This window comes from Stenotrophomonas maltophilia group sp. RY12688, assembly GCF_052149045.1.
GTDB classification, from domain to species: Bacteria; Pseudomonadota; Gammaproteobacteria; order Xanthomonadales; family Xanthomonadaceae; genus Stenotrophomonas; species Stenotrophomonas sepilia.
The window spans coordinates 2,545,678-2,560,100 of the sequence record NZ_CP197389.1; the positions used below are offsets into that span (position 1 = coordinate 2,545,678).

The window sequence follows — 14,423 nt, forward strand, 5'->3', positions numbered from 1 at the left end:
TCCCCGGGTAGCAACGGGCCATGCCGGGTGGGTGCCGACCTTGGTCGGCACCGCTCTTTACCGCTATCCACGCATGGCGTGGATCTACCAGGCTGCGGCATGGATTTGCCGTGGCTCTCCAGTAGATCCACGCCATGCGTGGATGCTTTCCCCCTTCAGCAACCTGAAACCGGACCCTCCGATTTCATTAGTAATTCTACTTACAACGCGAGTAGCATGTCTGGTCTCAGCCCCTGATACCGGCTCGTCGATACTCGCGCCATGCCCGCCGTTTCCGCCCGTTCCTGCCGCTTCCAGCCCACCCGGCGCCTCCCCTGGAGGATCGGCTGATGGGTGCGGTCGTTGCCCTCGACCGGCTGCTGGACGGGCGCCAGCTGTGGCGCGGCCCGGCCCGCCAGGGCCCAGCCAGCGACCATCTGGCCAGCGGCCATCCGGCACTGGATGCACGCCTGCCCGGCGGCGGCTGGCCGGCCAGCGGACTGTGCGAGGTACTGCAGGCGGTGCCCGGCGTTGGCGAATTGGCGCTGGTATGGCCGGCACTGGCCAGGCTGAGCCAGCGCGACCGCCCGATCGTGCTGGTCGCTCCGCCCTATCGCCCGCACGCTCCGGCCTGGGCAGCGGCCGGGCTGGAACTGGCCCAGCTGCAGGTCATCCAGGCCACGCCGAAGCAGGCACTGTGGGCCGCCGAACAGTGCCTGCGCTCTGCGGCCTGCGCGGCGGTACTGTGCTGGCCGCATCAAGCCGACGACCGCGCCCTGCGCCGCCTGCAGGTGGCCGCCGACAGCGGCCAGTGCCTGGGTTTCGTGTTCCGCGAGGCGCAGGCCGCGCGCAATCCCTCCCCGGCCAGCCTGCGCCTGCAGCTCGACCACGGCCAGGTGCGGGTGCTGAAGTGCCGTGGCGGCCTGCCGCCGGCACAACCGTTGCCGCTGGCCATCGCCCACTGAGGACGCGCCATGCACTGGGCCTGCCTGTTGTTGCCGCAGTTGGCGCTGGACAGCGTGCTGCGCCTGCAGCCCGACCCACAGCGGCCCTTGGTGCTGCTGCAGGGGCCGGCACAGCGACGCGTAGTGCGTGCAGTCAGCCCGTCAGCACGCGCCGCGGGGTTGCGCCCGGGCATGCTGCTGTCGGCTGCACAGGTACTGGTGCAGGACATGCACCTGCACGACTACGACCCCAATGCCGAACAGCACACCCGGCAGCTGCTGGCCAGCTGGGCCTATGCCTACAGCTCGCAGGTCAGCCTCGATTTTCCGCATGCGCTGGTGCTGGAAATCGGTGCCAGCCGCGCCCTGTTCGGTGACTGGCTGACGATCCAGCAGCGCCTGCGCAACGAACTGCACGAACTCGGCTTCCGCCACCGCCTGGTGGCCGCGCCTACCCCACATGCCGCGCGCGTGCTGGCCAACGTCCACGATGGCCTCGGCCTTGATGCGCAGCAGCTGCCGGCGGCGCTGGCGCAGCTGCCCCTGGCGCGCTGCGGCCTGCCCAGCGAGGCGGTGACGGTGCTTGGCCGTTCCGGCCTGCGCACGTTGGGCGCGGTGCTCAAGCTGCCGCGCGACAGCCTGGCCCGGCGCTTCGCCCCCGAGGTCCTGCAGCAGCTGGATGCATTGCGCGGGCTGCCCACCGCGCCATTGCGCTACTACCAGCCACCGGACCGTTTCGATGCGCGCATCGAATTCGAATACGAGATCGAATCCAGCCAGGCCCTGCTGTTCCCGCTGCGCCGCCTGCTGCTCGACCTGGCCGCGTTCCTGTGTTCGCGCGATGGCGGCGTGCAGCGCTTCGACCTGCATTTCGAGCATGACCTGTTGCCGGCCAGCGTGCTGACCATCGGCCTGTTGGCGCCCGAACGCGATCCCGCGTTGCTGTTCGAGATCGCGCGCAACCGCATGGAAGCGTTCGCCCTGCCGGCCGGCAGCCGCGCACTGCGCCTGCAGGCCGAACAGCTGCCGCCGTTCGTGCCCGCCGCGCGTGACCTGTTCGATACCCGTCCGGCGCAGGCGATGCCGTGGAACCAGCTGCGTGAGCGCCTGCGCGCGCGGCTCGGCGATGACGCCGTGCAGCCGCTGGCAGTGCAGGCCGACCATCGCCCCGAACGCGCCAGCGGCACCCAGCCAGCAGCCAGGCCACCGGCATACTGGCCACTGCGCCCCGGTTGGCTGCTGGACGCTCCACAGCCGCTGCGTGACCCGCGCCTGCGCATCATCGCCGGGCCGGAGCGGATCGAATCGGGCTGGTGGGACCAGGCTGACGCGCGCCGCGACTACTACGTGGTGGAAACCGCGCATGGCCAGCGCGGCTGGGCCTTCCGCGCGCGCAACGATCCGCATGCGCCGTGGATGCTGCACGGCTGGTTCGGCTGAGCCGCCATGCGCAGCGAACTGCCCGGCTACGCCGAACTGCACTGCCTGTCGGCCTTCAGTTTCCAGCGCGGTGCTTCGATCGCCGAAGAGTTGTTCGCGCGCGCCGCTGGCCAGGGCTACCGCGCGTTGGCGATCACCGACGAATGCTCGCTGGCCGGCATCGTGCGTGCCTGGCAAGCGGCGAAGGCGCATGGCGTGGCGCTGATCGTCGGTGCCGAATTCCAGGTCGAGGACGGGCCGAAGCTGGCCCTGCTGTGCACCGACCAGGCCGCCTATGCCGGGCTCTGCCAGTTGATCACGACCTGCCGGCGGCGGGCTGCCAAGGGCGAGTACCTCTGCCTGCGCGAGGACCTGCTCGGCCTGCCCAACGGCCTGCTCTGTCTATGGCTGGACCGGCAACCGGCCGCTACCGACCTGGAACTGCTGCGCACCGGCTTCAATGATCGGCTGTGGCTGGCGGTGGAACTGCACCGCGAACACGATGACGCACGCCGCCTGCAGCAGCTGCAGGCCTTCGGCGAACGCCACCGCCTGCCCCTGGTCGCCAGTGGCGACGTGCACATGCACGTGCGACGCCGCCGCGCCCTGCAGGATACGCTGACCGCGATCCGCCACCGCTGCAGCGTGGCCGAGGCCGGCTGGCGCCTGTTTCCCAATGGCGAGCGCCACCTGCGCCCGCGTACCGCGCTGGCCCAGCTGTATCCGCCCGAACTGCTGGCTGAAACCCTGCGCATCGCCGAGCGCTGCCACTTCACCCTGGAACAGCTGCAGTACACCTATCCGCGCGAGCTGGTGCCCGAAGGACACGATCCGGACAGCTGGCTGCGCGTGCTGGTCGAGCGCGGCATCCAGTGGCGCTGGAAAGGCGGCATCGAAGCGAAGCAACGCACGCAGATCGAGCACGAACTGGCGCTGATCAAGCAGAAGAACTATGCCTCCTACTTCCTCACCGTGCAGGACATCGTGCGCTTTGCGCGCAGCCAGGACATCCTCTGCCAAGGCCGTGGCTCAGCGGCCAACTCAGCGGTGTGCTTCGTGCTGGGCGTGACCGAGATCGACCCGGCACGCAGCAACCTGCTGTTCGAGCGCTTCATCTCCGCCGAGCGCGACGAACCACCGGATATCGACATCGACTTCGAGCACGAGCGGCGCGAGGAGGTGCTGCAGTACGTGTTCAAGCGCTACGGCCGCGAGCGCGCCGCACTGACCGCGGTGGCGATCAGCTACCGTGGCCGCAGCGCGATCCGCGACGTGGCCCGCGCGCTGGGCCTGCCGATGGACCAGGTCAACGAACTGGGCGCGGCGATGGACCACTGGGGCGGCAACATCCCGCTGCCGGAAACCCTGCGCGAGCGTGGCTTCGATCCGGACACGCCGTTGATGCGGCGCCTGCTGGCACTCACCGCAGAGCTGATCGATTTTCCGCGCCACCTGTCGCAGCACCCGGGCGGTTTCGTGATTTCCGAGCATCCACTGTCGACCCTGGTACCGGTGGAGAACGCGGCGATGGCCGACCGCACCGTCATCCAGTGGGACAAGGATGACCTGGATGCCACCGGCCTGATGAAGGTCGACTGCCTGGCATTGGGCATGCTCACGGCCATCCGCAAATGCCTGGCGATGCTGAAACAGCATGGCCTGCACAGCGGGCGCATGGATGCGATCCCCGACGAAGACATCCCCACCTACGACATGATCAGCGCCGCCGACACCATCGGCGTGTTCCAGATCGAGTCGCGCGCACAGATGGCGATGCTGCCGCGCATGCAGCCACGCAACTTCTACGATCTGGTGATCGAAGTGGCGATCGTGCGTCCCGGCCCGATCCAGGGCGACATGGTGCATCCCTACCTGGAGCGGCGCCGGATCCTGCGCGAACAAGGCCCGGACGCGTTGAACGACCCGGACAACCCGCTCTACCCACCGCAGCTGGAACGCGTGTTCGCGCGTACGCTGGGCGTGCCATTGTTCCAGGAGCAGGTGATGCAGCTGGCGGTGGATGCGGCCGGCTACACCCCGGGCGAGGCCGATGCCCTGCGCCGTTCGATGGCGGCCTGGAAGCGCCGCGGTGGGCTGGAACCACATCGCGAGAAACTGCTGGCCGGCATGCTGAGAAACAACTTCAGCCGCGAATACGGCGAGCACCTGTTCGAGCAGATCAAGGGATTCGGCGATTACGGTTTCCCGGAAAGTCATGCCGCCAGCTTCGCCCTGCTGACCTATGCCAGCTGCTGGCTGAAGTGCCATCATCCCGCCGCGTTCACTGCCAGCCTGATCAACAGCCAGCCGCTGGGTTTCTACAGCCCTGACCAGCTGCTGCAGGACGCGCGGCGGCATGGCATTACCGTTCTTCCCGTGGACGTACGCCACAGCGACTGGGACTGCACGCTGGACTTCAGCAGGGGGCCGGCGGCGATCCGTCTGGGCCTGCGTCTGATCGACGGCTGCAACGAAGATGCCGTGCAGGCCATCATGCGCGAGCGCGCGCGGCGCCCGTTCGACGACGTCGGCGACCTGTGCCAGCGCACCGCGCTGGACCGCCGCCAGCAGGGCCTGCTGGCCGATGCCGGCGCACTGCGCGGGCTCAGTGGCCATCGCCATCGTGCACGCTGGGATATCTCGGGCGTAGAGAACCGGCTGCCGCTGTTCGACCAGGCCCGTGCCACTGCCGAAGCCCGCGTGCCCCTGCCACTGCCCAGCGCCTGGGAGGACATGCAGGCCGACTACCGCAGCACCGGCACCACCCTCGGCCGCCACCCGATCTCGTTCCTGCGCGCGCAGCTGCGCAGCCGCGGCTGCCTGGATGCCGCGCAGCTGGCCGGGCACGGCCATGGCCGCCGCGTGCGCATCGCCGGACTGGTGCGCATGCGCCAGCGCCCGCAGACCGCCAGTGGCGTTACCTTCCTCACCCTTGAAGACGAGACCGGGATGGTCAACGCCGTGGTCTGGCGCCACCTGGCCGATCGCCAGCACCGGGTGCTGGTCGACACCCAGCTGATGCAGATCGATGGCCGCCTGGAGCGCGTTGATGGCGTGCAGCATGTCATCGTGCAGCGCATGCACTGCCTGGATGAGCTGCTGCAGGGACTGCGCAGCCACAGCCGCGATTTCCACTGACGATACAGATCGTCACACAACGAACTGGCCTTTGCCCGCTGGCATCCGCTATCGTCGGCCTATCCAAGGAGGGACGACCCGATGCCCCGTGTGCTGCTGCTGACCACCCTGGTGGTCTCGACCCTTGCCCTGCTCGTTTCCGGCTGGACCGCCTGGAGCCTGCATCGCAGCCAATCGCCTGAGCGGATCATCGAAGCGCGCGGCCTGGTCATCCACGATGGCACTGGCCAACCACGGCTGATCCTCGGTGCGCCGGTGCCGGACCCCCTCAGCAGGGGCCGCACCCAAGGACCGCGTGCAACCGCGCTGTCCGGCCTGATCCTGCTTGGCCCCGACGGTTCCGAGCGCGGCGGTTATGGCACCAGCGACCGCGGGGGCGAAGCCCTACTCACTCTGGACGATGCCACCGGCACCACCGAAGTCTTCAAGGTCGTCGCCAATCCGGACCGTGGCGCCAGCCTGATGGTCAAGCACCAGAACAATACCGGCGCCATGCTCACGTCCTGGCAGGGCAAGCCGGAGCTGATGTTCGTCGATGACAGTGGCCAGTCCTACTACGTGCGCCCCAACGCCAACGCCGCGCCCTGATCTGCTTCTAGCGTCGAGCATGGCTGGGCGCTATACCCCACACACCGCCGCCAGGTCATCGGCCAGCTGCCGCAGCTGCGCCGCCCCCAGCGCCGCGCAGGTGATGCGCAGGCCATGCGCTGGTGCAGCCACCGCAAACACTTCGCCAGCACGCACATGCCATCCGCGCGCAGCCAGCGCCAGCACCTGTGGATGGCTGTCGGCCGGCAACGGCAGCCACAGGTTCAATCCCTCCATCGGCAACGGCGTCGGCACGCCACGCACGCGCAGCAGTTCCTGTAGCGACTGCAGGCGCTGCTGGTACCGCTCGCCTGCCGAGGCGATCTTTGCCCGCTGCGGCGCCGATGCCAGCACCGAAGTGGCGGCATCCTGCAGCAGATGACTGACCCAACCGATGCCGGACGCCAACCGCAACCGCAACCGCATCGCGGTCTCGTCATCACAGGCCAGCCAGGCCAGGCGCAGGTCGGGGCCGAGCGGCTTGGACAGCGAACGCAGCAGCGCCCAGCGCCGGCCATCCAGCGGCAGTACCGAGTGGTAGGCCTGCTGCGAGAGCAGTGCGTAGTGGTCATCGATCAGCACCGCCACCTGCGGATAGGCCGCCAGCAGCTGGCGCAACGCCCGTGCCCGCTTCGCATCCAGGCTGGCCCCGGTCGGATTGTGCGCCCGTGGTGTCAACAGCACCGCGCGTGCACCGGCCTCCAGCGCCTGTCGCAGCGATTCGACCTGCATGCCATGCGCATCCATCGTCACCGGCAACGGCGCATGGCCGACGGCATTGAGCACATTGAGGCTACCGAGGAAGCATGGATCCTCCACCGCGATGCGATCGCCCGGCAGCAGCCATGCCGCCAACAGGCGCTCGATGCCATCGACCGCGCCATGGGTCAGCTCCAGCGCGTACCCCTCGGGGCAATCCGCATCCAGCGAGGCGCGTGCCAACGCCTGCAACCTCGGGTCGACCGTGCCCACGCCATACAACCGCGGTGCCGCCGCGGCCAGGCGCAGGCTGGGCAACAGGCGCGGATCCGGGTTGCCACCGGCCAGGTCCTGCAGCGCCAACCCCGGCGTACTGCCCTCGCGCGCCAGCATCGGCGGCAGGCCACGCACCACCGTGCCGCGCCGGCCTGCGGTGCTGGCCAGGCCGGCCGCGTCCAATCGCTTGTAGGCGGCGGCCACGGTGTTGCGATTGACCCCCAACTGATCGGCCAGATCGCGAACCGGCGGCAGCACGCTGCCGGCCGGCAGACGGCCTTTGCCGATGCCATCGCGGATGCTGTCGAAGATCGACTCGGCGCTATGCCCGGTGATTTTCATTTTGTCCTATGCCAAAATAATTCTTGTCCTGTGCCAGTGTATCCCACCCTGGCCGCCCTGCATTGGAGGTGCCCGCATGCCCCTTGCCGCCGCCGACTGGCCCGTCGCCCAGTCTGTTGAACAGATCGCCGCCAACCTGGTCACGGTGCGCCAACGCATCGCCGATGCGTGTGCCCGCGTCGGCCGGGACCCGGCCAGCGTGCGCCTGCTGCCGGTCAGCAAGACCGTCGATGACGCCCGCATCCGCATGGCGGTGGCCGCCGGTTGCCGCGAGCTGGGCGAGAACAAGGTGCAGGAGGCGCAACGCAAGGCCGAGACGATGGCCGATCTGGGCGTGCACTGGTCGGTGATCGGGCATCTGCAGACCAACAAGGCGCGCTACGTGGCGCGCTTCGCCAGCGAGTTCCAGGCGCTTGACAGCCTGCGCGTGGCCGAAGCGCTGCAGCAGCGCCTGCAGCTGGAAGACCGCACGCTGGATGTTTTCGTGCAGGTCAACACCTCCGCCGAACCCAGCAAGTACGGACTGGAACCCGCTGCCGTCGAGGCATTCGTGCAGCAGCTGCCAGTCTTCGACCGGCTACGCGTGCGTGGCCTGATGACTCTGGCCATCTTCACTCCCGAAGTCGAACGTGTGCGCGCGTGCTTCGTGCGCCTGCGCGAACTGCGCGAGCAGCTGCAGCGTACCGCCCCACCCGGCATCGACCTGTCGCAGCTGTCGATGGGCATGTCCGGCGACTTCGAAGTGGCCATCGAGGAAGGCGCCACCGTGGTCCGTGTCGGCCAGGCCATCTTCGGCGCACGCGCCACCCCGGACAGTTTCTACTGGCCCAGCAATGGAGCCCCGGCATGAAGCACGCGGTTGTCCTGCAACACGTTGCCTTCGAGGACCTTGGCACCCTGCAACCGTTGCTGCTGGCCCAGAGCTGGCAGCTGCAGGTGCTGCAGGCGGGTGTAGATGCACTCGATCCGGCCGAAGCGGCTGACCTGCTGGTGGTGCTGGGTGGCCCGATCAGCGTCAACGATGTTGATGTTTACCCGTTCCTCAACGATAGCATCGCGCTGTTGCAAGGGCGTTTGCAGCAGCAGCGGCCCACGCTGGGCATCTGCCTGGGCGCGCAGCTGATGGCACGTGCACTCGGTGCCGATGTCGCCGCCAGTGGTGGCAAGGAGATCGGCTTTGCGCCACTGCTGCTCACCGATGACGGTCAGCGCTCGCCACTGCAGGCCCTGCAGGGCATTCCGGTACTGCATTGGCATGGCGAGGCGTTCGAACTCCCAGCGGGTGCACGCCGCCTGGCCAGCACGCCGGCCTGCCGCCACCAGGCCTTTGCCATCGGTAACCATGCGTTGGCACTGCAATGCCATCCGGAGCTGGACGCGCGCCAGTTCGAGCGCTGGCTGATCGGTCACACCCTGGAACTGGCGCAGGCCGGCATCGATCCGAACGACCTGCGCACGCAGGCGCGTCGCTATGGCGCGCCACTGGCCGCGGCCGCCACCGCGATGTTCGACCATTGGCTGCAGGACCTGCCGGAGCTACCGCGATGAACTACCGATTGCAGATCCACCGCGATGGCGCCTACTGGGGCCACTTCGACTGCAGCGGCCCCGATGCCATGCAACGCATGGACGCCATCGCCGCACAGCTGCCTGCAGACCAGGGCTTCCAGCTGAAACGGCAGAAAGGCATCGGCGAAGAGCGCATCCTGTCCAGCAATGCCGATGGCCTGCGCGTACTGGCTTCGCAGATCCAGTACCGCGACCTCTGACGATCGTCACGGTAGTGCCGGCCGCTGGCCGGCACCTGACGGGCAACAGATTTGCCGGCCAGCGGCCCGCACTACCCCGGCTGTTCGCCCGCGTGCGAAGCTTCACCCATGCTGACCCTGCAACGCGGCAGCCACCACGGACTGCTCATCGCACCGCGCTGGCCCTCTACCCGCATCCAGCTGGAAGAAGAAGTGCTGCAACGTTTGCTCGACGCGCAGGCATTGCTGCCTGCCGGGCTGGGCCTGCTCGTCACGCGCGGCTTCGAACCCAGCCACAGCCGGCTCGGCGGCTTCCGTCGTGGCGTGCGTTGGCTCGGCATCGCGGTGTTCCGCGCCTGCTATCCGCAGCGCCATGATGAAGTCGATGCCATCTTCGGCGCCAACGGCCACGACATCGATGGCCGTCATATCGATGTCTCAGTGGTATTGCACGGCAAGCGGCTGCGGCTGCTGCCACTGGGCGTGTTCACCCCGCCGCGCTGGCAGCAGCGTCGCACCGCCCGCCATGCCGAAGCGATCGCCCGGGTGAAGCGCAGCCTCCAGCACTGCGGTTTCGAGCTGCATCACAACCCCACCGAAGCCCTGCAGATCCACTGCGACTTTCGTCCGCGCTGACCTCGCAGTCGGCCACGCATGCCGCGCCTCGCGCCCATGGATGCAAATGATTCTCTTTTGCTGTAAGGTGTAGCCGCTGCCCTTGCCGCCGCGGGCTGTTCCCTTTCCCAGTTGTCGCCCGCCCCGTGTCCACGCCTGTCGAACCGACGGATGTCGCGCAGCTGTGCGCGGCCCACTACCAGCCGCTGCACGCCCATGTCCGCCGTAAGCTCCCGCAACGCAGCGACGCCGATGATGTCGTCCAGGAGACCTGGCTGGGCGTCGTCAGAATCGCCGCCAGTGGCCTGCTGAGCAATGGCCGCGCCTACCTGTACCGCGTCGCCCACAACCTGAGCCGCGGCACCCGCGCTGCTGGTGGCCGGTCGCTGGCATGTACTGCGCGGTACTGGCATGCCGGGCTACCTGCCAGCGGGCACACCAGCGCTGGTGATCGCGCTCGCTTCAGTCGGTGCATCCGTCGATGCGACCGACGCCGACCTGCTATGGGTGCTGGACGATGAGTGAGCGCGGCCAACACTGGCAGGCGATCGCCATCAGCATCGGGCTTCACCTGTTGCCCCTGCTGCTGTTGGTGCACTGGGTGGCCGCGCCGCCATTGCTGCCGCCGCCCGAGCAGGACGTGCGCATCAGCCTGCGCCTGCTGGCACCGGCGACGCCGCCGCAGCCAGTGGAAGAACGCCAGGCCGACACCCCCAGCCAGGCGCAGCAGGCGCGCGCATCCCAACCCACGAAGTCGCCCCCTCCACCGAAGCCCACCGCAGCACGCGAGGGCGAAGTGGCCGCCAGCGAACGCAGTGGCGCTGGCCGGCAAGCCCTGCCGGTCGCCCCGCCTGCGGCCGCGACCGATGCAAGTCCCGCACCGGCATCGATCACGGCCGCGCCGCCCGCTCCCGACGCCCCACCGGCGGACTTCCAGGCCGGCGCCGCCAGCGACCAGTGGGAAGCCCGCCTGATGGCGCGGCTGGAGCGCTATCGCTACTACCCTGCTGCGGCCCGCTCACGGCGCCAGCAGGGCACTGCCTGGGTCAGGGCCAGCATCGATCGCCAGGGACGCCTGCTGGCCCTGCGGTTGGAGCAGTCCAGTGGCCAGCCGATGCTTGACGGCGCCGCACTGCAGACCTTCCGCCGCGCGCAGCCGCTGCCGCCCATTCCCGATGAACTGAAGGCACCACAGGAACTGGTGGTGCCGGTGGAGTACTACCTGCGCTAGGCGTTGTGGAACTGTGCTGCAGTCTGCAACCTCAACCCAGGTTCAGGTCAAACACATCCGGCGCAACAGAGCAGTCCGCCGTGTGCAACGATCGCAGCGTGCTGTATCGCCGGGCCCATGCCCGGCTGCTCCATGCGAACGGCAGCCGAGCATGGGCTCGGCTCTACAGGGGAACAGAACCTGGCCGGGCGAGGCCCCGGCGCGAAAGAGGCAGGGCTACGTCCACGCCGGATCCGCAGTGAAATCGATGGTCAACCAGAACGTGCTGCCCCGCGCATCCAGCCGCACGGCGATCTCATCGCGCATCGCATCGACCTCGCCCACCGAGCCCAATGGCGTACCGGGGTCTGCCAGCACATGGATCTCGATGAAGCGCATCCGCCCCATCTTCGCCACGTGGCTGGTGAAACCGGCATAGCCACGCTCGGACACGAATGCCTGCATTACCTGCTGCACGCGCCGGTCCAGGTCATCCGGCGCCACCTGCAGCACTTCGCGCATGGCCTTCCATGCACTGCGCGCCGGCACTGGCAGTACCGCCAGGCTGATCAACGCCAGCACGATCGAATCCAGGTACGGGACCCAGTGGTGCCACTTGCCGCCATGCAGGACAAGGGCCAGCACGAAGGCCAGCACCACCGCCAGGCTCATCAATCCACCCAGCAGCCAGCCTCTTACATCCAGCCACAACAACGCCGAGCGCAGGCGCCGCGCACGCTGCGCGACGAACGTCGCCATTGCCAGGTTGCTGGCACTCAGCAGCGCCGCCCACCACAGCGCGGGCCCGAATTTCACTTCGTGCCCGCCCGTGGTCAAGCCGATGACCGCGTTGGCCAGCGCGTACACGCAGGCCAGCGACAGGATCACCCCGCCGAGTGCCTCGACCATCGGCTCCAGATGCCAATAGCCGTACTGGAAGCGCGGGCTCTGCTCCCGCGCCACCAGCCGCAGTACCGACAACGACACCAGGGTCAAGGCAACGTCGACCAGGCTGTACACGCCGTCGAACAGGATGGCCTGCGATCCCACCAGCAGGCCACCGATGAAGCCGACCGCGCTCACCGCGATGGTCACCCCGATGGAGAATTTCAGGATGCGTTGCTCGCGCGCGGTATCCATCGCTCGCCGAAGGGCCGACCGTCGCCGGTCAGGCCTTCAGCACCTCCACCTTGTACGAGGTCACATCGCCATCGTGCTCGATGATGAGCCCGTGCACATCCGACTCGAAGCCCGGGAAGCGCGCATTCTGTTCACGGGCAATACGCAGTGACTGGATGATCGGTTCGTCGCTGTCGCCGAATCGCTCGCCCGGCATGATGGTCGGAATGCCCGGCGGATACGGCACCAGCATGGTCGCCGCGACGCGACCACTGAGCTGCTCGATGTCGACCCGCTCGATCTCGCCCTTCACCAGGTGGTTGTAGGCATCGGCCGGGGTCATCACCGGCGTCGGCAGATCCACGTACATCTCGCGCATCACCTTGGCGACCTCGAATTCCTGGTTGAACGCGTGCAATGCATCGCACAGGTCACGCAGTCCCCAGCCAGCGTAGGCAATCGGATAGTCCGCCGCCAGCGTCGGCAATGCCTGGCTCAACGGCGCGTTGCAGTCGTACAGCTCCTTGAAGGCCATCAGCTCGGTGACCAGCGTGCTCCACTTGCCCTTGGTGATGCCCATCGAGAACAGGAACAGCACCGAATACAGGTTGGTCTTCTCCACAGTGATGCCGCGGCCCCACAGGAACTTGCTCAGCACCGCCGCCGGAATGCCCAGCTTGCCCATGCTGCCGTCCATCGCCAGGCCCGGGGTCAGCAGGGTCACTTTGATCGGGTCGATCAGCACGTAGTCATCGACCAGATTCTCGAAGCCGTGCCAGTGCGCATCCGGCTGCAGGTACCACTCCTCGCGCTTGGCCACCAGCGGAGCCGGCGTATCGCCCTTGTCCAGGCTGCGCTCGACCTTGGTCGGCTGCCAGACACTGAACCACCAATCGTCGCGCCCGAGGTCGTCACGCACGTGCAGCATCGCGCGGCGGAAGGCGATCGCCTCGTCATGCATTTCCTGCACCAGCGAACGGCCGGCCTCGCCCTCCATCATTTTCGAGGCCACGTCACAGGCCGCGATCACCCCATAATGCGGGCTGGTCGAGGTGTGCATCATGAACGACTCGTTGAAGCGCTCGGCATCTAGGTCGCGCTGCGCCGAGTTGCGTACGTGGATCATCGACGCCTGCGAGAACGCGGCCAGCAACTTGTGGGTGGAATGCGTGGTGAAGATGATCGCATCCTGCTCGCGCGGCTTGCCCTTGGCCATGCCGTAGTGGTTCTCATAGAACGGATGGAACGCGGCGTAGGCGTACCAGGCTTCGTCGAAGTGCAGGAAGTCGACCGCGCTGCCGATTTCGTCGGCGATCTTCTCGGCGTTGTAGCACAGGCCGTCGTAGGTCGAGTTGGTCACCACCGCAATGCGCGGCTTGGAACCGGCCTTGTAGGCCTGGCTGGCCAGCGGGTTGGCGGCGATGCGCTGCTGCAGCGATTCCGGTGTGAACTGATCCAGGCTGATCGGGCCGATGATGCCGTGTGCGTTGCGGCTTGGGGTGAAATACACCGGCACCGCGCCGGTCATGATCAGCGCGTGCAGCAGCGACTTGTGGCAGTTGCGGTCGACGAACACCACGTCGCCGCGGGCCACCGTGCCATGCCAGACGATCTTGTTGGCGGTGGAGGTGCCATTGGTGACGAAGAAGGTATGGTCGGCACCGAAGTTGCGCGCCGCCTCTTCCTCGGCATCCTTGATCGGGCCGGTGTGATCCAGCAGTGAGCCCAGCTCCGGCACCGAGATCGACAGATCGCTGCGCAGGGTGTTCTCACCGTAGAACTGGTGGAACGCACGGCCGACCGGCGACTTGGTGAATGCCACGCCGCCTGCATGGCCCGGCGTATGCCAGGAGTAGTTCGACTCTGCCGCATGATGGATCAGCGCCTTGAAGAACGGCGGCAAGAGATTCTTCATGTAGTCTTCGGCCGCGCGCATCACCTGCCGCGAGATGAAGCTCTTGGTGTCTTCAAACAGGAAGATGAAGCCGTGGATGTACTTGAGCAGCTTGCTCGGCACCTTTTCGATGGTGCGGCGCTCGCCGTACAGGAACACCGGCAGGTTGGCGCGGCGCGCACTCTGCTCGCGCAGGAAGGCGGTGAGGCGTTGGAACTCGCCATCCACCTCTTCGCTGCCATCGATCGAGATCAGAACCGCCGAGGCCGCCACGTAGGTACGGGCTCCGGCACGCGCATCATCCAGGTTCAGCCCGCACAGCACCCGCTGGTCGTTGCTGCGCAGCTCTTCCACCAGGGCGCGGATCAGGATGCCGCCGATGCGCGGCGACTCGTAGTCGTTGTCGATGACAATGACCGGGTAGTCCAGGGACTTGAAGTACACGTTGATTC

Annotated in this window: 12 protein-coding genes and 2 pseudogenes; 11 read left to right on the top strand and 3 right to left on the bottom strand. The window is 67.5% G+C overall.

All coding sequences use genetic code 11. The annotated features are described in order from the left end of the window. The first annotated feature begins 329 nt into the window (after positions 1-329). The 4 genes from imuA to ACS0OT_RS11980 all read left to right on the top strand — a co-directional run bounded on the left by imuA (position 330) and on the right by ACS0OT_RS11980 (position 6,068). Entirely contained in the window at positions 330-944 is a 615-nt protein-coding gene (gene imuA / locus ACS0OT_RS11965; protein WP_139727269.1) for a translesion DNA synthesis-associated protein ImuA, read from the top strand. A 9-nt stretch (positions 945-953) separates the two neighbouring features. Continuing rightward, positions 954-2,363 carry a Y-family DNA polymerase gene (locus ACS0OT_RS11970; protein ID WP_005417086.1) on the top strand — a complete coding sequence of 470 codons (1,410 nt, stop codon included), beginning with the start codon at positions 954-956 and terminating at the stop codon, positions 2,361-2,363. Between the two features lie 6 nt (positions 2,364-2,369). Further along, complete coding sequence (locus tag ACS0OT_RS11975; protein WP_139727271.1) at positions 2,370-5,480, top strand: error-prone DNA polymerase; 3,111 nt, start codon at positions 2,370-2,372, stop codon at positions 5,478-5,480. An 81-nt stretch (positions 5,481-5,561) separates the two neighbouring features. Beyond that, positions 5,562-6,068 (top strand): hypothetical protein, encoded by a 507-nt coding sequence (locus ACS0OT_RS11980; RefSeq protein WP_005417089.1) that lies wholly within the window; start codon positions 5,562-5,564, stop codon positions 6,066-6,068. 30 nt (positions 6,069-6,098) lie between these two features. Here ACS0OT_RS11980 and ptsJ read toward each other — a convergent pair whose 3' ends face one another. Continuing rightward, entirely contained in the window at positions 6,099-7,385 is a 1,287-nt protein-coding gene (gene ptsJ, locus ACS0OT_RS11985) for a MocR-like B6 salvage transcription factor PtsJ (RefSeq protein WP_053499651.1), read from the bottom strand. A gap of 76 nt (positions 7,386-7,461) precedes the next feature. Between ptsJ and ACS0OT_RS11990 the strand changes: the two genes are divergently transcribed. From ACS0OT_RS11990 to ACS0OT_RS12020, 7 genes and pseudogenes are all read left to right on the top strand, one after another. After that, positions 7,462-8,235: a YggS family pyridoxal phosphate-dependent enzyme gene (locus ACS0OT_RS11990; RefSeq protein WP_065185754.1), complete on the top strand. Its 774-nt coding sequence runs from the start codon at positions 7,462-7,464 to the stop codon at positions 8,233-8,235. After that, positions 8,232-8,933, top strand: coding sequence for a glutamine amidotransferase (locus ACS0OT_RS11995; protein ID WP_005417093.1), 702 nt, complete (start codon positions 8,232-8,234; stop codon positions 8,931-8,933). The genes ACS0OT_RS11990 and ACS0OT_RS11995 overlap by 4 nt, the downstream gene beginning before the upstream one ends. Next, positions 8,930-9,154 (top strand): hypothetical protein, encoded by a 225-nt coding sequence (locus tag ACS0OT_RS12000; protein ID WP_005417095.1) that lies wholly within the window; start codon positions 8,930-8,932, stop codon positions 9,152-9,154. The genes ACS0OT_RS11995 and ACS0OT_RS12000 overlap by 4 nt, the downstream gene beginning before the upstream one ends. Positions 9,155-9,262: 108 nt before the next feature. Further along, positions 9,263-9,769, top strand: a complete 507-nt coding sequence (locus ACS0OT_RS12005) for a hypothetical protein (RefSeq protein WP_005417100.1) — start codon at positions 9,263-9,265, stop codon at positions 9,767-9,769. A gap of 125 nt (positions 9,770-9,894) precedes the next feature. Next, positions 9,895-10,101 (top strand): annotated as a pseudogene (locus ACS0OT_RS12010) (RNA polymerase sigma factor); the annotation flags it as partial. Between the two features lies 1 nt (position 10,102). Next, a pseudogene (locus ACS0OT_RS12015) lies at positions 10,103-10,273 on the top strand (ChaN family lipoprotein); the annotation flags it as partial. After that, positions 10,266-10,979 (top strand): energy transducer TonB family protein, encoded by a 714-nt coding sequence (locus ACS0OT_RS12020; RefSeq protein WP_005417103.1) that lies wholly within the window; start codon positions 10,266-10,268, stop codon positions 10,977-10,979. The pseudogene ACS0OT_RS12015 and the gene ACS0OT_RS12020, both read left to right, overlap by 8 nt. Before the next feature lie 216 nt (positions 10,980-11,195). Here ACS0OT_RS12020 and ACS0OT_RS12025 read toward each other — a convergent pair whose 3' ends face one another. Both ACS0OT_RS12025 and ACS0OT_RS12030 read right to left on the bottom strand, forming a co-directional pair. Continuing rightward, positions 11,196-12,098: a cation diffusion facilitator family transporter gene (locus ACS0OT_RS12025; RefSeq protein WP_065178510.1), complete on the bottom strand. Its 903-nt coding sequence runs from the start codon at positions 12,096-12,098 to the stop codon at positions 11,196-11,198. A gap of 28 nt (positions 12,099-12,126) precedes the next feature. Then, entirely contained in the window at positions 12,127-14,415 is a 2,289-nt protein-coding gene (locus ACS0OT_RS12030) for an Orn/Lys/Arg decarboxylase N-terminal domain-containing protein (protein ID WP_164230172.1), read from the bottom strand. Positions 14,416-14,423 lie beyond the last annotated feature (8 nt).

Coding starts and splice junctions, on each gene's coding strand:
- ACS0OT_RS11980 (WP_005417089.1), top strand. CDS start 5,562: ATGCCCCGTGTGCTGCTGCTGACCACCCTGGTGGTCTCGACCCTTGCC.
- ACS0OT_RS11995 (WP_005417093.1), top strand. CDS start 8,232: ATGAAGCACGCGGTTGTCCTGCAACACGTTGCCTTCGAGGACCTTGGC.
- ACS0OT_RS11970 (WP_005417086.1), top strand. CDS start 954: ATGCACTGGGCCTGCCTGTTGTTGCCGCAGTTGGCGCTGGACAGCGTG.
- ACS0OT_RS12020 (WP_005417103.1), top strand. CDS start 10,266: ATGAGTGAGCGCGGCCAACACTGGCAGGCGATCGCCATCAGCATCGGG.
- imuA (WP_139727269.1), top strand. CDS start 330: ATGGGTGCGGTCGTTGCCCTCGACCGGCTGCTGGACGGGCGCCAGCTG.
- ptsJ (WP_053499651.1), bottom strand. CDS start 7,385: ATGAAAATCACCGGGCATAGCGCCGAGTCGATCTTCGACAGCATCCGC.
- ACS0OT_RS12005 (WP_005417100.1), top strand. CDS start 9,263: ATGCTGACCCTGCAACGCGGCAGCCACCACGGACTGCTCATCGCACCG.
- ACS0OT_RS12000 (WP_005417095.1), top strand. CDS start 8,930: ATGAACTACCGATTGCAGATCCACCGCGATGGCGCCTACTGGGGCCAC.
- ACS0OT_RS11975 (WP_139727271.1), top strand. CDS start 2,370: ATGCGCAGCGAACTGCCCGGCTACGCCGAACTGCACTGCCTGTCGGCC.
- ACS0OT_RS12025 (WP_065178510.1), bottom strand. CDS start 12,098: ATGGATACCGCGCGCGAGCAACGCATCCTGAAATTCTCCATCGGGGTG.
- ACS0OT_RS11990 (WP_065185754.1), top strand. CDS start 7,462: ATGCCCCTTGCCGCCGCCGACTGGCCCGTCGCCCAGTCTGTTGAACAG.